The 15,805-nt window shown below is 50.0% G+C and carries 15 protein-coding genes and 1 other RNA gene; 7 read left to right on the forward strand and 9 right to left on the reverse strand.

The features are described from left to right. Window positions 1-9: 9 nt before the first annotated feature. From rfbG to B0F88_RS01335, 8 genes are all read right to left on the reverse strand, one after another. Complete coding sequence (gene rfbG, locus B0F88_RS01300; RefSeq protein WP_104422290.1) at window positions 10-1,089, reverse strand: CDP-glucose 4,6-dehydratase; 1,080 nt, start codon at window positions 1,087-1,089, stop codon at window positions 10-12. Beyond that, window positions 1,083-1,850, reverse strand: coding sequence for a glucose-1-phosphate cytidylyltransferase (gene rfbF, locus B0F88_RS01305; RefSeq protein WP_104422125.1), 768 nt, complete (start codon window positions 1,848-1,850; stop codon window positions 1,083-1,085). The genes rfbG and rfbF overlap by 7 nt, the downstream gene beginning before the upstream one ends. Then, the gene (locus B0F88_RS01310) at window positions 1,847-2,077 is read right to left on the reverse strand and encodes a hypothetical protein (protein WP_104422126.1); all 231 of its coding nucleotides are present in this window, start codon (window positions 2,075-2,077) and stop codon (window positions 1,847-1,849) included. The genes rfbF and B0F88_RS01310 overlap by 4 nt, the downstream gene beginning before the upstream one ends. A gap of 4 nt (window positions 2,078-2,081) precedes the next feature. Continuing rightward, window positions 2,082-3,485, reverse strand: coding sequence for a mannose-1-phosphate guanylyltransferase/mannose-6-phosphate isomerase (locus B0F88_RS01315; protein ID WP_258076519.1), 1,404 nt, complete (start codon window positions 3,483-3,485; stop codon window positions 2,082-2,084). Between the two features lie 299 nt (window positions 3,486-3,784). Next, the gene (locus B0F88_RS01320) at window positions 3,785-4,243 is read right to left on the reverse strand and encodes an EVE domain-containing protein (RefSeq protein ID WP_104422128.1); all 459 of its coding nucleotides are present in this window, start codon (window positions 4,241-4,243) and stop codon (window positions 3,785-3,787) included. A gap of 31 nt (window positions 4,244-4,274) precedes the next feature. Further along, a non-coding RNA gene (ssrS, locus tag B0F88_RS01325) (6S RNA) lies at window positions 4,275-4,454 on the reverse strand. Between the two features lie 21 nt (window positions 4,455-4,475). Continuing rightward, window positions 4,476-4,775 (reverse strand): cell division protein ZapA, encoded by a 300-nt coding sequence (locus B0F88_RS01330; RefSeq protein WP_104422129.1) that lies wholly within the window; start codon window positions 4,773-4,775, stop codon window positions 4,476-4,478. After that, complete coding sequence (locus B0F88_RS01335; protein ID WP_104422130.1) at window positions 4,772-4,993, reverse strand: TIGR02449 family protein; 222 nt, start codon at window positions 4,991-4,993, stop codon at window positions 4,772-4,774. The genes B0F88_RS01330 and B0F88_RS01335 overlap by 4 nt, the downstream gene beginning before the upstream one ends. Before the next feature lie 150 nt (window positions 4,994-5,143). On the opposite strand from B0F88_RS01335, the gene B0F88_RS01340 reads away from it, so the two are divergent. The 7 genes from B0F88_RS01340 (at window position 5,144) to B0F88_RS19490 (ending at window position 11,649) form a co-directional block, all read left to right on the forward strand. Then, window positions 5,144-5,683, forward strand: a complete 540-nt coding sequence (locus B0F88_RS01340) for a UPF0149 family protein (protein WP_104422291.1) — start codon at window positions 5,144-5,146, stop codon at window positions 5,681-5,683. Window positions 5,684-5,730: 47 nt separating this feature from the next. Continuing rightward, window positions 5,731-7,041 (forward strand): Xaa-Pro aminopeptidase, encoded by a 1,311-nt coding sequence (gene pepP, locus B0F88_RS01345; RefSeq protein WP_104422131.1) that lies wholly within the window; start codon window positions 5,731-5,733, stop codon window positions 7,039-7,041. After that, window positions 7,041-8,252 carry a 2-octaprenyl-6-methoxyphenyl hydroxylase gene (ubiH, locus tag B0F88_RS01350; protein ID WP_104422132.1) on the forward strand — a complete coding sequence of 404 codons (1,212 nt, stop codon included), beginning with the start codon at window positions 7,041-7,043 and terminating at the stop codon, window positions 8,250-8,252. Before pepP ends, ubiH begins: the two co-directional genes overlap by 1 nt. Window positions 8,253-8,256: 4 nt before the next feature. Beyond that, complete coding sequence (locus B0F88_RS01355) at window positions 8,257-9,477, forward strand: UbiH/UbiF/VisC/COQ6 family ubiquinone biosynthesis hydroxylase (protein ID WP_104422133.1); 1,221 nt, start codon at window positions 8,257-8,259, stop codon at window positions 9,475-9,477. Between the two features lie 265 nt (window positions 9,478-9,742). Further along, window positions 9,743-10,321: a hypothetical protein gene (locus tag B0F88_RS01360; protein ID WP_104422134.1), complete on the forward strand. Its 579-nt coding sequence runs from the start codon at window positions 9,743-9,745 to the stop codon at window positions 10,319-10,321. Between the two features lie 473 nt (window positions 10,322-10,794). Next, the gene (locus tag B0F88_RS19485) at window positions 10,795-11,346 is read left to right on the forward strand and encodes a hypothetical protein (RefSeq protein WP_219820744.1); all 552 of its coding nucleotides are present in this window, start codon (window positions 10,795-10,797) and stop codon (window positions 11,344-11,346) included. 48 nt (window positions 11,347-11,394) lie between these two features. After that, the gene (locus tag B0F88_RS19490) at window positions 11,395-11,649 is read left to right on the forward strand and encodes a hypothetical protein (RefSeq protein ID WP_219820746.1); all 255 of its coding nucleotides are present in this window, start codon (window positions 11,395-11,397) and stop codon (window positions 11,647-11,649) included. Window positions 11,650-12,508: 859 nt separating this feature from the next. On the opposite strand, the gene B0F88_RS01375 is transcribed toward B0F88_RS19490, so the two are convergent. Beyond that, entirely contained in the window at window positions 12,509-15,067 is a 2,559-nt protein-coding gene (locus B0F88_RS01375; RefSeq protein ID WP_104422135.1) for a tetratricopeptide repeat protein, read from the reverse strand. Window positions 15,068-15,805: the final 738 nt, after the last annotated feature.

Below are 15,805 nucleotides of genomic sequence, written 5' to 3' on the forward strand. Positions count from 1 at the left end.
AATTCCCGCTTAATTGTTTAAATCATTGTCATATGCCCGGATCTGACGCAAGGTCAGCTCATGCATGTCTTTCCCGTCCCGGTATGCCCGATGCCAATCGATAATCGCAGCCAATGCATCTTCGAGACGCCATTTCGACCGCCAATCCAACCGGGCTTTCGCCTTGGAGCAATCCAGTTTCAGATAATGCGCCTCGTGCGGATGATCGCCCTGATCCAACACCCAGCTCGCGTCCTCACCCCAAGATTTGGTCAGGCTATCCACTATCCATTGCACGGGCTTGGAATCTTCATCGTTCGGACCGAAGTTCCAACCTTCTGCATAGGCCGCGCCCTCTTCATAAAGCTTTTGCGCCAGCAATAAATAACCGGATAACGGCTCCAGCACATGCTGCCAAGGACGGATGGCATGTGGATTGCGAATATTCACCGGTTTGCCTTGAGTGATGGCGCGCATAATGTCGGGAATAAGCCGGTCTTCCGCCCAATCGCCACCTCCGATCACATTGCCCGCTCTGGCCGAGGCTAATGCCACGCGATGATCTGTAAAATTACCGGGATTGAAATAGGAGCTTCGATAAGCGGATGCAACCAGCTCAGCACAGCCCTTGCTGTTACTGTATGGGTCGTAGCCGCCCATCGGTTCGTTTTCCCGATAACCCCATACCCATTCACGGTTCTCGTAACATTTGTCGCTGGTAACGCTGACGATTGCCCGCACGCTGCTCGTCAGTCTTGCGGCTTCCAACAAATGCACGGTACCCATTACGTTAGTGGAATAAGTTTCTATCGGATTGGCGTAGGAATAGCGCACCAAAGGCTGAGCCGCCATGTGTATGACAATCTCGGGTTGATATTTTGCAAACACGGCTGAAAGCGCCGCAAAATCGCGTATATCGGACTCGATGCTAACCATGCCTTCGGCAACATTGGCGGCATCAAATAAACTGGGATGTGTGGGCGCTGCCAGTGCGTAGCCGATTACTCTTGCACCCATAGCTTGCAACCACAAAGAAAACCAGCTTCCTTTGAAACCGGTATGGCCGGTTAGCAGTACGACTCTATTGGCCCAGAATGATGGACTTACCATATTTTCCACGGCGCCTTTCCGCCGGCCCATAACGCTTCAAGATAGTTTTTATCGCGCAAGGTATCCATAGGCTGCCAAAAACCGGAATGGAAATGAGCAGCCATTTGTCCGTCTCTGGCAAGTTGCTCCATAGGTTCGTTCTCCCAAACCGTATGATCGTCTTTAATGTAACCGAGCACTTCTGGCGAAAGTACAAAGAACCCGCCGTTAACCCAATTACCATCTCCCTGCGGTTTTTCCTGAAAACCGATTACACTGCTCCCGTTCAAATTAAGCGCGCCAAATCGTCCCGGCGGCTGCATTGCTGTCAAGGTAGCCAGTTTGCCATGCTGTTTATGGAATTCAATCAGCGCAGTGATATTCACATCACCAATGCCATCGCCATACGTGCAGCAAAAATCTTCGTTGCCTATGTAATCGGCAACACGCTTAATGCGGCCGCCGGTCATGGTTTCTTCGCCGGTATCGACCAATGTTACGCGCCATGGTTCAGCGTTGCGCTGATGTACTTCCATCTGGTTACTTCGCATGTCAAATGTCACATCGGACATGTGCAAAAAGTAATTGGCAAAATACTCCTTAATCACATAGCCTTTATAACCGCAACAAATGACAAAGTCATGTATACCGTGGGCTGAATAGGTTTTCATGATGTGCCAGAGTACGGGTTTGCCGCCAACATCAACCATAGGCTTAGGCCGGATTGATGTCTCTTCACTAATCCGTGTGCCTAAACCGCCGGCAAGAATAATTGCTTTCATGCCTGATTGCCTCCGAATGCTTTGTAAGTCAGCTTAATTTCGTCTTTCAAGCTGGTGCTTGCCGCCCATTCCCGTTCACTAATTCTGGAGACATCCAATAACTTGCGCATAAACAACGATGAGCGCCGTTTGGCGTCATGCACTACATAGTCACTTTGGAGCGGGAATTCAGCCAGATAATCACCATCCTGCTCGGCAACTCCGGCAATTAATGCTGTTTTATTCATTCAGCTATGTTCGGCCATAAGTATCATCGAAACGCACGATATCGTCTTCCCCCACATACTCGCCGCATTGCACCTCGATAATTTGCAACGGAAGAGTACCGGTGTTTTCCAACCGATGCCGGTGCGTCTTGGGAATATAGGTTGATTGGTTAGGCTCCAGTTGGATTTCCTGCTCGCCGTTGGTGATTTTGGCTGTACCGGACACGACAACCCAGTGTTCGGAGCGGTGATTGTGCATTTGCATCGAAAGTTTGGCGCCGGGATTGACCACAATACACTTGATCTTGAAACGTGGACCTTCTTCCAAAACCGTGTAGGTTCCCCATGGACGATGTACCGTCAAATGCGTTTCCGTCAGATGGGGGTGCGTTTTCTGAACTTGTACAACCAACTGCTTAATGTCTTCGGTGCGGCTGCGATCGCAAATCAACGTCGCATCAGCCGTTTGAATCACCGCAATATTGCTTACGCCTATCGTTGCCAGTAGGCTGTTCGAACTCCATAGCAAGCTGTCTTGCGTATCCAGCGACAGTACGTCGCCGTGGGAAACATTTCCTGCTTCATCCTTGCCGCGATGCTGATAGATAGACTCCCAACTGCCGAGATCGCTCCAGTTCATCGCGACAGGCACTACCGCGACTTTTTTTGCCTTTTCCGCCAGACCGTAATCGATGGACAGATTCGGCAGCTCTTCATAAGACGCTTCGACGTCCGCCGTCCCACGCATTGAGGTTATTGCCCGGTGAATTTCCGGCTGATGCTGTTCCAGCATTTGCATAAAATCGCCTGCACGAAATACAAACATGCCGCTATTCCACAAATAGCCGTTGTCAACAAAGCGCTTTGCATTTTCAAGATCCGGCTTTTCAACAAATCGGGATACGCTCAAAACCGGGTTGACTGCATCAAGCCCCAGGGACTCGCCGGGCTGGATATAACCGTAGCCGGTTGCAGGCTCATGCGGCGTGATGCCCAGCAATACCAGATAACCCGCCGCCGCAGCCAGTTCAGCTGAGCGCCAAGCTGACAGGAAGTTTTGTTCGTTGCCGATTGCATGATCGGAAGGGAAAACACCGATCATCGCTTTCCGGTCCTGCTTAAAAATCTCCCAGACCGCCCACGCAATCGCGGGCAGGGTATTCCGGGCGCAGGGCTCGGCCAATACTGCGGCAGGAAGCCGTGCATCAACTTCCGCCAATTGGCCTTTTACCTCAAACTTGTGATCCTGATGGGTAACCGTTAACAAACGCCCGGCATCGACATGCTTGAGCAAACGGCGTGCTGTTTGTTGCAGCAATGTTTGCTCTCCGTCGAGCGGAAGCAATTGTTTGGGACGTAATGTGCGCGAAAGCGGCCAAAGTCGACTGCCGCTGCCGCCGGCAAGAATAATTGCATGACTATTGCCCATGATGTCCTCAGACATAAGAAAGCAACAGGAACAACTTCGACTGAGCAATTTGAATGACTAAAATATCTCTCACACCGTTCCCTTAAAAAATGGGCGTAATTCCGTCCTAATCACGCCTTGTTAATGTATCAATTGTTTCATAGCCAGGCCGATTTAGCCAGACCTTAACATTACTCCAGACAACCTGAATCTGTACTGATGGCAGACAAATTTATCCACACATTACTTGCATGAATGCAACGAATACAATCGCAAGGATCGGAGAGGCGGAACCCATATTAATTTAAACTCCACCCGCTTTACTCCAGCGAAAGAATAAACTCCCACTGGTCTTTACCGACCGGCATTATGGATAATCGGTTGCCGCGCCTTACCAGCGCGAAGTCCGCCAACTCTTCCTTATCTTTTAATTCTTTAAGGGTAATGGTGCGGGACAATGTCCTGAGGTATTTAACATCAACCATGATCCAGCGGGGATGCTCGGGATCGCTTTTGGGATCGAAATGCTTGTCATCGGGATCGAACGCGGAAAAATCCGGGTAGCCTTCCTTAACAACTTCCATAATGCCGACTATGCCCGGCACGTCGCAATTGGAATGATAGAAGAAAACCTGATCGCCCAGCTTCATGTCGTCCCGCATCATGTTTCTGGCCTGGTAATTACGCACGCCATCCCAATGTTCGGTCCGGTCGGGTTTGTTGTACAGATCGTTAATCCCGAACGTATCGGGTTCGGATTTCATTAGCCAGTAATTCATCGGGATTTTGTTTTAGTGAGGATGTTATGGTGCATCTCCCGCCTGCGCCGTAATGTGCTTTCGTCCTTGAACCGGAGGTTCAAGTGGGGACGTGGCCGGTAAATCAGGCTTCCCGTATGGAACGGGCATGCACACCAGTACTGGTATCCGCCCCCGGGGTAAAAACAGGTTCAGGAAACACCCAGCACACTCTCGAACGCTGCAGGAAATGCAGGAAAGTATTTTAGCGTGTTTAATGATTTTCTAAAACGTTTTCTATTTTGTGAGTCATTTTTGCCAGGCATTCGCTCAATGTTTGGTTGAGCTGGGCATTTTGACTTTTCATCAGCTGCAACTCGTGTGCCAAGTTAAGCGCCGCCATCACCGCAATCCTGTCGGCGCCGGCCACTTTACCGGAATCGCGCATTTGCCGCATTTGAACGTCGAGCTGCTGAGCCGACTGAATCAGGTCGCTTTGTTCGTCAGGGGCGCAGGCAATTTTGTATTCTTTGCCCATAATCATCAGGGATACAGGCTGGGGCTTCTTGTTCACGATCCGTTCTCCATTGCTTTCAGGCGGGTAATCATGGCTTCAACCCGGGTTCTGGCCAGAGTGGTTTTTTCCAACAGCTTGGCTTTTTCTCTGACTAATGAATCCTGCTTGGTTTTCAGCGAACTGTTTTCGTTTTTTACGCTGGCGTATTGCTGGATCAGCTGATCCAGCTTGTCCTCAAGGTCTTTTAACTCTAAAGAATGATTTGATTGTGTCATGGTGGCAACTAGGTTATTGCAATGTAGTTAAGCAGAATATTGCCTATCTACCGGGCGATTCAGGATTAACAAATATTATCCAAGTTTATGATCAATGGTAGCATAAGTGATATTTTTAGTCCGCGATAGTGAAATTATTATGTGGAATTTATGACTTATCAAACAATTAGTGAAATAGTAATGCAAGGCGACGCCGAACTTACCGCCGCGCAAGCTCACGGCATGGCGGCGGGCATGTTGTGCGTCAATGAACAGGCTCAGAGCGCCGCGTGGCTAACCGAGCTGTTTCGGCATGCGACACCGGTTTCCGATCAAAACAAAGAGGTGCTGACGCATTTGTTCGAGGAAACGCGAAGCCTGCTGGCGAGCGACGAGTTCGAATTCGACCTGTTGTTGCCGGACGATGAGACCTTGTTGAGCGAACAGGTCGAGGCGCTAACCCACTGGTGCCAGGGCTTCCTATTGGGCGTGGGATTTACTCAGGCCGCTTCCGACTGGTCCAGGGAAACGATTGAAATACTGAAGGATATTGTCGAGTTCACCAAGCTGGATACGGAGGCTGAAGGCGAGGAAGATGAAAGCGATTTTATGGAAATTACCGAATACATCAGATCGGCGGTTTTATTGCTGCGTAGCGAATTGAATAAAGAAGACGCAAGGCAAAAGACAAAAGGCGAAAAAACCGCTTGAACTTTTAACCTTTTGCCTTTCGCCCTTAACCTTTACCTGATCTAAACATGAAACAAAGCGAATTTAAAAAACGCCGCAAACAATTAATGCAGCACATCGGCATCGGCAATATTGCGCTTATCGGCAGCGCCGCAGTCCGAACCCGCAACCGGGACGTGGATTACCCGTTCCGGCAGGATAGCGACTTTTATTATTTGACCGGCTTTAATGAGCCGGATTCGCTGGCGGTTTTTATCCCCGGCCGCAAGCAGGGCGAATACATTTTATTTTGCCGCGAATTCGACGAAAAAAAGGCCTTATGGGAAGGCGCGCATGCGGGCCTTGAAGGCGCCACCGCACATTACAAGGCTGACGACTCTTTTCCGATTGACGATCTGGACGACATTTTGCCGGGCATGCTGGAAGACAAGGCCAAGGTTTATTATCCGATAGGGCGGGACTCCGATCTCGACCACAATTTATTGCTCTGGATAAACCATATCCGCAGCCAATCCAGAACCGGCGTTACTGCGCCGGGCGAACTGGTTTCTCTGGAGCATATCCTGCACGAAATGCGCCTGTTCAAGAGCCCCGAAGAACTCAAACTGATGCGCCGCGCCGCCGAGGTGTCCGCCAACGCCCACGTCAAAGCCATGCAGAAATGCAAGCCCGGACTGTATGAGTATCAGATAGAAGCGGAGCTTATCTATAACTTTATCCAGGACGGCTTGCGTGCGGTGGCTTACCCATCGATAGTGGCCGGCGGCAAGAACGCCTGCGTACTCCACTATACAGAGAATGCCGACAAGTTAAAAAGCGGCGACCTACTGCTGATCGATGCCGGCGCGGAATGCGACCATTACGCCGCCGATATTACCCGCACTTTTCCGGTTTCAGGGCGTTTCAGCGAGCCCCAACGACAGCTTTATCAACTGGTTCTGGATGCCCAGACGGCGGCGCTCGCACAGATCAAGCCCGGCCTGCCGTGGCATCTGGCGCACGATGCGTCGGTTGAGGTGCTGACCAAAGGCCTGGTATCGTTGGGCTTGCTCAAAGGCAAAATCTCAAAACTGATCAAGGATGAAAAATACAAACAGTTTTACATGCACCGGATCGGCCACTGGTTAGGCATGGACGTGCATGATGTCGGCGACTACAAACTGGACAAGGAATGGCGCCTGCTGGAACCCGGCATGGTGTTGACCGTCGAACCGGGCCTGTACATCCCGGCTGATTGCATGACCGTTGACGAGCAATGGCGCGGCATAGGTATCCGTATCGAAGACGATGTGCTGGTCACCGCAGAGGGACACGAGATTTTGACCGGCAGCGTGCCCAAAACCATTGCCGAAATTGAAAGCTTAATGCAGGCGACCTGATGCGACATGATTACGACTTAGTGATTGTCGGCGGCGGCTTGGCGGGTAACTGCCTGGCGCTGGCGTTAAAAGACACCGGGCTGAAGATTGCAATAGTTGAAGCAAACACCCGCGAACAACACCATGATTCACCGGCCGGGGACCGGGCCTTGGCTTTGGCCGCCGGCACCGTGAAAATGCTTGAGGCGCTGGGCATCTGGCAAGGCGTCAGCGAGGCCGCCACGGCGATCAAAAACATCCATATTTCCGATCAGGGCCATTTCGGCAAAACCCGGCTCTCGGCGCACAAAGAACATGTCGAGGCGCTGGGCTATGTGATTACCGCGCGGGACATTGAAACGCATGTCGCCAAGCGGGTAGCCGAGGCCGACATGGAACTGATTTGCCCCGCCCGTCTGGTCGGCTCGATGGCAGGTAGTGATGCCGTCAACATCAGCCTGAAACGCGGCGAGGAGCCGTTAAATATATCGGCCAAACTGCTGGTCGGCGCGGACGGCGGCAACTCCTCGGTGCGCAAGCTGCTGGAAATAGCCCAGCACAGTACCGAATATGGACAAACCGCGCTGGTGACCACGGTAAAATCATCGATACCCCATAACAATACCGCATTCGAGCGTTTTACCGCTTCCGGGCCGCTGGCCTTGCTGCCGGTTGATACAGCTCATTGCGCCGTGGTCTGGACGCGCAGCAGCGAAGATGCTGAAGCGCTGATGTCCGGCAGCGAGGCGGATTTTTTGGCCGAGCTTCAACAGTGTTTCGGCTATAGATTGGGCCGGCTTAGTTTGTCTGCTCCTCGGCGGGCGTTCCCGTTGTCGCTGATACGCGCCGAAAAAATGATCGCCGATAGAACCGTGCTTATCGGCAATGCAGTACATCAGTTGCATCCGGTTGCGGGACAGGGGTTTAACCTAGGTTTACGCGATGTTGTGCAGCTGGCCGAAATGATCATCACCCGGCATGAAGCCGGTCAAGATATAGGCGCCGCCGATTTCTTAACAGCTTATGCCGAATCCCGGCAGAAAGATCATGACCGGACCATCAACTTTACCGATACCGTAGTGCGGATTTTTTCCAACGATTGGCTGGCATTGGCTGCCGCACGGAATATCGGCCTGGCGGTGCTGGATCATATTCCCGCCGCAAAAGCATTGCTGACGCGCCACGCGATGGGTTTGGCCGGGCGCTTGCCCCGCCTGGGCAGCAGGAGATAGAACAATGACCGAGCGTTATGAAGTCATCGTCTGCGGCGGCGGCATGGTTGGCGCGGCAACCGCTTGCGCATTGGCGCAAGGCGGCGTCAAGGTTGCGTTGCTGGAGCGCTTTAACCCGGAACGGCAGTGGCCGCCGGAGCCTATCGATATTCGCGTCTCCGCGCTGACTAAAGCCTCCCAAAATATTCTGGAATCGGTCGGCGCTTGGCCGGGCATGGTGCGGCGCGGCATTTGCGCTTACCGGGACATGCGGGTATGGGATGCCGCCGCCGACGGCGAGTTGCATTTCGATTGCGCCGACACCGAATTTAATGAACTGGGCCATTTGGTCGAAAACCGGGTCACCGTCGCCGCCCTTTGGGATGTGCTGGACACCTTGCCCTCGGCCACCTGCATAACGCCGGCAAAAGTCGTCGATATGCAGCTAAACGACAGCGGCAGGCAGTTGCGGCTGGAAGACGGCCGCATCCTGGAGGCCGATCTGGTGATTGCCGCCGACGGCCGGGATTCCGCATTAAGAACGATGGCGGGCATTGAAATCACCGGCTGGGACTATCATCAGGACGGCCTGGTCGCTACGGTCAGCACCGAAAAGAGTCATCAGTTCACCGCATGGCAACGATTTCTCGACGAAGGGCCATTGGCTTTTTTGCCGCTGAAAAACGGGCAGTGTTCGATTGTCTGGACCTTGAGCTCGGAAACGGCAAAAAACCATCTGGCGCTTGCCGATCAAGATTTCCTGCAAGCCCTGGAACAAGCCTCAGGCGGCATTCTCGGCAAGATGCTGGACGTCGGCCCGCGCGCCGCATTTCCGTTGCGCTTTCAATACGCAAACCGCTATATCGATCAGCGTTTCGCTCTGTGCGGCGATGCCGCCCATGCGATGCACCCCTTGGCCGGACAAGGCGTCAACGCCGGGCTGTTGGATGCCGCAGCCATTGCGGAACTGGTCATCCAAACCAAACGGGAAAAAAGGCCGTTATCCGGTTCGCGCTTCTTGCGCCGTTACGAGCGCTGGCGTAAAGGCGATAACCTGATGATGATGGCGAGCATGGATGTGCTGAACAAGGCTTACGGCATGAACGCAGAGCCCTTGATCCGCTTACGCTCGGCGGGCATGAACCTGATTAATCACTCGGCGGTGGTCAAAGCTTATTTCAACAATTACGCAATGGGTTTACGCGATGACCTGCCCTCGCTGGCGAAAGGCCGGATATGCTGGTAACCGCCACATGCCAGCGCTAAGTACCGGCCAGGTTTACGGTTTTTCGCATTAGAATTTTGCCTGCACACCGGCTTCTGGTATATTCCGGCTCTAGCGATACGGTTTACCTGCATGACAGCAGGGCATAGAGTAGTAATGTAAAGTCATAATTGACTTCAAAGGACTGAGGGGGCAAAGGGTAGGCACAAGACCCGTCCCTGCTAACCGGCGGCGCTTAATTTCAGAGCAGTGATGAAAAATTAACTTAAAGAGGTGGAGAGCCATTATGACTGAAGGATTGTTTATATTAACTACTATTTTTGTCGCCTATATTGTCTATACAATCATCGGCGAACAAAAAGCAACTGCTAAGTCCCATTCGCCGGCAGCAAAACCTGAAACACCGGCAGCCGCTACGGAACAAGCCAAACCACAGGCGGCGGTCTCAACCGAAAAACCCGCTTCAGCTAAACCTGCTGCGCCTAAAGCTGCGGTAACCAAAACAGAACAGCCTAAAACCGCTGCGAGCAAAGCGGCTGCACCTAAGGCTGCGGCAACCAAAGCGGAGCCGCCTAAGGCGGCGGCTAAACCGGCAACAACCAAGACAGCTCCGGCCAAACCGGTCGCCGCTAAAAAAGCCCCAGCTGTCGCAGTAAAAAGCGCCGGATTAAAAGATCCGAAAACAGGGGAAGTTACCACGGCATACAGCAATTACCGCTTCACCAAACGCTGGATAAAAGACGCATTGGTTGAAGAAGGCTTGCTGGAAAAAGTCTATGCCGGCAAGGAACTGGATGCAGAGGCTGAAGCGAAAATAAAAGAGGCGATAGGAAAGCTGGAAGCCATGGACAAGTATAAGGCCTAGGAGCAAATTTCAAGTTTCAAAAATAATGAAGGGGAGGCCGGATTAGTCTCCCCTTTTTTAATGAGTCTCACCTAGGGAAGCGCTGATTAAATCCTTCGACAGGCTCAGGATGAACGGTAAGTTATTGATTCCGTTCGTGGTGAGCTTGTCGAACCATGAATGGAATCAACTTGTTCTGCGCTTCGCTTAAAACGGATCAGTTTGAATCGTTTCCGAATACTCCACTCAACACACACGCATAACGCTCGGGCCGGATAAAGAACGTCGAGCGGTCGCAGCATGCTCCGCTGGAAAAGTAGGAGGTGCATTCCAAAACCAACAGCGCCTCCGGCGAATGGGCTGTGTCTGCGCGCGTCGAAGCACCCTTTATTAGCCCCGCGCATACTTTCGTCACCGTCGACCCTGCCAAGCCCGGCACCTGGCCGGTGGACGAACTCTATGCCGCCTATGCCAATGACCCGCAGGGCCACCTGATGACGCCCCATGTCGGAGGCCGCCGCTGCAACCTCGACTGGCATCATCTCGAGCTCGAGCGCCTGCTCGAAGTCAGTTCTGCTTGGGGGCTGTTCCACTGGGTCTACGCAGAAGCCTTGCAGCGCGGTTACCGGGTCGGCGCAGCGGCCAATAGCGACGAACATCAAGGCCATTGCGGCGGCGGAGTCCCGGCCACGGCGGTATTCGGCTCGCGCGGCGAACTGACCGGCGTACTCGCCGAACGCTTCGATCGTGCCGGTGTCGGCCGAGCCTTACGCGCCCGGCACACGTTTGCAACCACCGGTGAACAGACCTTTGCCAGCCTTAGCCAAGGGACTCATTTGATGGGCGATGTGTTCACCGCTGAACCGGGACTGCCGCTGGAATACCGGCTGCTGGGCGATGCCGGATGGGAACAGGTCGAACTCTACGACGGCGAACGGCTGATTTGGTCGCGCGATTTACACCAGGAGCTCGGCTTTGCCGAAGGCAGGATTCGCCTGCGTCTGGGCGGTGCGCAGATCAAGGATCGCTACCGCGGCGCTTATTGAACCGGTGAGATACGGATCACCGGAGCGGTCATCCAAGGCTTTCGCACTTTGGGGCTCGACCATCCCGAGCAGACCGTCTGGCGCCGGAATGCGACCACATTGATTTTCCGTACCGACACCAACGGCAACAGCCTGGAAATCGATCTATCGAAGCTGGCGGGAGCCGAAATTCAGGCATGCACTCGCATCGACAGTTATATCAAGGTCGGCGACCCGCGTGAACCGCAGCCTTATGTGCATGCACCCGAGATGGCTTTCGATCTGTCTGGTGATGCGTTGCTTGCTCAATCCCGTTTTGTATAGGAATTGCCTGGCGCTGAGCTGAAAATCTCGCTGGAGCGGCTCACGGACAGCGATTTGCCCCGAGAGTTGGCTGGGCAGATTGATCTTGCGCCGCTCGGCTTGGCAAGTGGACAAGAACATCCTTTGTTTATCAGCGCCCGCCAGCGCGATCAGTCAAGAGTCTGGACGTCCGCGCTGTTCTTAACATTGTAAGGCAGTGGGCATCTTTCTCCACCAACCGATGCCGAACCATTCGATTAGTCCGTGCGCAGCCGATTCAAATTTAAAATGTTAAATTCAGACATTTGTGGGCTTCGATCTTTTTCGGATGGCTAAGGTTCGGAGAAAATATAGCCCCAGGGAAAGTGAAATGTGCCCTGAATAGGAACGGTGGATTTCCGCCCACGAATACGCGGGAACGCGGATAAAAAAAGCCCAACCGAAAACGGTTGAACTTGGTCGATTGGTGTAGGTGTGGGGAAACGAACTTGAATCCGAGGCAAAGATGGCATGGTCACTGTCACGGAAACACCTCTTTTAAAGATGTTAACTTTCCCGAAAGAAAATTTTGCGCCCGTCAGGTTATTAGTTGGAACCAGCCTGGCAGAGGCATCAACTTTACGATGCACTGAGTGCAAAAAATTGGCCGACCCCAGACTTTCGTGACTGACTCAGTTCGACCCCAAGCGGCTTTTCGCTTATGTCAATAGCTTATGTCTGCAGTAATTCCTTTAGTCGACACATAAATCTTACTCATACCCATTCAAATCAAATGGCGTAGCGGCAGTAAAAAGGCTCTATTACCCAATGGTGAAACGACAAAACTTAAAGCTGCCTTTTCACAATGATTGGAGTAAAGTCCGTTACATAGACTTGAAATTTATAACAGTGTATATATTTGATAAGCACCATAGCAGAAAGGTTGTTGCTTTAGGTTGGCAACGTATTCGATGCCTTTGTGTTCAAGGATTTCGTCTCTAATACTTTGTGTCTCAATGTGTTCAAGGAGATTTATTGCATCCGATCCAGACATTTCAACTAGCTTTGCAATCGCGATGCTAAAAGCATGCGGAATGTCATTGCGTTTCATTTCCTCAGCAAAAACCGTTGTCAAAAGATAGTTATACATATCTAAAACAGCCCAATCAGCAGCTGATACTACACTTTTTCTATTTGTTAAAAATATGCTAGGGAATCCGATAAGCTCATGTGTTTTAAATATTTTTTGGAAATTTCTATTAATTAGCCCTCCGCTATGGCATGTGCCCAGTATAACTAACCGATGCGACCACAGGTAAGCTGATTCTTGAATTTGGTCAAAACGTATAACCCCACGAGATTCAACACCGCTCAAGTTACCAAAGTGAGGGTCAGAAAAGAGCGCAATTGATACTCCATGCTGTGCAATGATTAAAATATCTGAAACCATCATCTTTTGTTCAAATTCACTCCAAGTAGGATCGACAAGGACCGTCCCTTCTGAGTTTATCAGGCGGAAGAAACTTTTGATTTCTTCACTAGAAAATCTAAGATTTGTCGACTTTTCAATTAGCCCAGTCAAGTTGCTCAAAGATGTCAAAGAGGAAGGAGAAGATCGATCCAAATAGAGTGCCAAACATGTGCGTACTACGAATTTACCGTCAGCAATGCGTTTGCGAAGAACATCATGTCCAATAGTCAATAAATTGATCGGAATTAAATCCATTCCATCTGGTAGAAAAATGATCCCACGACAGGTTTCGTCATCTGTAAGTGCTTTTGTCAAAGGTACGCATTTTTTAAGCAACACCTGTTGATAAGCGCAGATGGAGTCATTCCATACTTTTCTTGTACCATTTCCTTTGCGATGTTGATTCAGGGCCAAAAAAAAGTCTTTAGTCTCCGTATCAGGCAGATCACATAATATATATTGACTATTAATCAACAACATTGCCTTTTTACCAGCGGCAAACATACTGATTAGAATTCCATATCCTTCACTCAACCGCTGGCGAATCATGCTAACACAGTTGAAAACGGATGCAGTGGAAAGAGGTTGGCGAAACTTGTATCTAGCAGTTAAATCGGTAACTAACGCTGTGAATTTTTGCCACGGGTCTGGCATCAGATCACTTCCAAAAGCATCGTTGTACTTTTCTCGAAAACCATATAGAAATGGTGCTCCAAAATTGGCCAATTGGAAAATTGCTTTATCAAGTCTAGCTTTATCGCTTTCGCTAAGCAGTTGCCCGAGTTCATCGGCCCAGTCCAATATATGTAACCAGTCAGAGAGTTGATTACTTCGGCAATAAGCTATTATCAACTCAACATCTTCCGATTTGCCCTCAGGTGGCAATTGACAAAGCATCGATTCTATACGACCCACATATCGCTCTCTATGACCGCGTCGATAGTGAAGTCGATCTACAACTGACGCGGCATCATCAAGAAGATGGACTGCGGTATTAAGACATTTAGTAGATTCATTAAATTTACTTCCAGCAAGAGCGTTTGCTGCCGCGATCAGCTCTAACTCGACAGCCAGTTCCAAGTCAATAGGATCAGGCAAAATCTTTTTTATTTCATCTCTGGCTTTAAGTAAGTGAATATCTGCATTTTTTAACTCGCCAATCCTGCGATAGCATGCAGATAAGTTGATCAAAATGGTCAGAAGCATAACTGACTTGCATTGGCTATTAGCTAAGAGCTCCTTGTATACTCTGATAGCCGTGGAGTAGTCTTCTGTTTTCATTGCTGATGTGGCTAGATTCAAAGTTAAGTGTTCTGGCACGTCACATTCTAGTATTCGATAAAGTTCGATTGCTTCATTACCTGCCTTTGCTGCAAAGTCATGATCGCCTTCGATAATAGCTATAGCGCATTCGGCTGTTAAGACTTTCGCCAATTCAACAGCATTTTTATTCTCACGCGCTAAATGTTCTGCGTCGTAGAGAACTCTATATGCACTCTGGTAGGCGCCGTAATCGCTGAATAGATTTGCAGCTATAATTAGCTCGGTGATTGCTTCCACGATTGCGCCAAAATGTAAATAAAATCTAGCTGTTTGTTCAAAAAGATAAGGCAGATAGTCATAAGGTATACCCTCCGCAAACAGCCTTTTTATGTTATCAATCCCAGACAGTGCTGCTGTAGGTGTATCGTTTTCTATAGAGTGTTCAATAAGCTGCGAAAATATTTTGATCGCACCGTCGACGTCTTTAGTCAGTAGATTGGCTGCAAGTAGTGTGTTCAAAGCATATGCCAATGGCCATGGTCGTTTAAATTCTGACAGAAGCTCGGCTGTAATCTTTACACAATCTAGTGCGTCTTTTGTTGGTTCTTCGCTAATCAGGTTGAACAGAATGTCATCTAGCTCATCTAATTTTTCGTCCGTAATAAGTAACTCTAGTTTTTCGCGAAGATTAGTTTCGAAACGTTCAGGTATGAGATCGAATTCCATGATTATTTAGATATTTTGATTCGGCAATGAGGCAGTCAATTTTTAGCAAAAACCAATTCGGTGAATTATTTGTGGGTGTCAAACAAATTTGCGCATAGTTCTGGCTATATTACTTCTCTATTGGCTAATTTTCGTAATTCCTAAGAGAAATTGCCAGTGACCGTTAGGTGAATGCCAGTAAAAAAACTGGCGAATACATAAGTCATTTTAGCTCACACTCTAATTTCCGAATCGGGGCAATTTTGCTGAATGACCGGGATGTGAACTCAAGCCCAAGTGCTTATAAAAAAAATCAAGTAATCATGCAAGTAATCATGTCTGCATCACGCTACAAAGCCGTCGCTAAAAGTCTCAGATATTTGGCTACTTGAAGGTCGCAAAATGGCCGATTGCAGCCTGTCAGAACCTGTTTAATATCGCCGGATCAAATCAACTGCTCATTATGTTTATATCAATCAGAGATTTGATAGCGTAATGCTTAATCATTAGTCCTTAATGCCGCATTGATTTTGCGCTGCATTCACTTCATCTATTGCGGTCTTAGGCCGAGAAGGGTTTAAGAGAAGGTAAAGCGCTACCCTCACCTTAAAAGCCAACATCATACAAATATTGTTGTTTTTAAAACAACCACCATCTTACTTGCCTGAAAAATGGATGTTGATTTACAGGGATGACAGAAATCTGAGTAGTGGCTGGATTGACGATCCGATTCCGTTCATACTGGCCCCGTATTCTCAA

The sequence above is a fragment of the Methylobacter tundripaludum genome (genome assembly GCF_002934365.1).
Taxonomy (GTDB): domain Bacteria; phylum Pseudomonadota; class Gammaproteobacteria; order Methylococcales; family Methylomonadaceae; genus Methylobacter_A; species Methylobacter_A tundripaludum_A.

Coding starts and splice junctions, on each gene's coding strand:
- B0F88_RS01320 (WP_104422128.1), bottom strand. CDS start 4,243: ATGAATTACTGGCTAATGAAATCCGAACCCGATACGTTCGGGATTAAC.
- B0F88_RS01360 (WP_104422134.1), top strand. CDS start 9,743: ATGACTGAAGGATTGTTTATATTAACTACTATTTTTGTCGCCTATATT.
- pepP (WP_104422131.1), top strand. CDS start 5,731: ATGAAACAAAGCGAATTTAAAAAACGCCGCAAACAATTAATGCAGCAC.
- ubiH (WP_104422132.1), top strand. CDS start 7,041: ATGCGACATGATTACGACTTAGTGATTGTCGGCGGCGGCTTGGCGGGT.
- B0F88_RS01355 (WP_104422133.1), top strand. CDS start 8,257: ATGACCGAGCGTTATGAAGTCATCGTCTGCGGCGGCGGCATGGTTGGC.
- B0F88_RS01375 (WP_104422135.1), bottom strand. CDS start 15,067: ATGGAATTCGATCTCATACCTGAACGTTTCGAAACTAATCTTCGCGAA.
- B0F88_RS01315 (WP_258076519.1), bottom strand. CDS start 3,485: ATGGGCAATAGTCATGCAATTATTCTTGCCGGCGGCAGCGGCAGTCGA.
- B0F88_RS01335 (WP_104422130.1), bottom strand. CDS start 4,993: ATGACACAATCAAATCATTCTTTAGAGTTAAAAGACCTTGAGGACAAG.
- B0F88_RS01310 (WP_104422126.1), bottom strand. CDS start 2,077: ATGAATAAAACAGCATTAATTGCCGGAGTTGCCGAGCAGGATGGTGAT.
- B0F88_RS01340 (WP_104422291.1), top strand. CDS start 5,144: ATGACTTATCAAACAATTAGTGAAATAGTAATGCAAGGCGACGCCGAA.
- rfbF (WP_104422125.1), bottom strand. CDS start 1,850: ATGAAAGCAATTATTCTTGCCGGCGGTTTAGGCACACGGATTAGTGAA.
- B0F88_RS19485 (WP_219820744.1), top strand. CDS start 10,795: ATGACGCCCCATGTCGGAGGCCGCCGCTGCAACCTCGACTGGCATCAT.
- rfbG (WP_104422290.1), bottom strand. CDS start 1,089: ATGGTAAGTCCATCATTCTGGGCCAATAGAGTCGTACTGCTAACCGGC.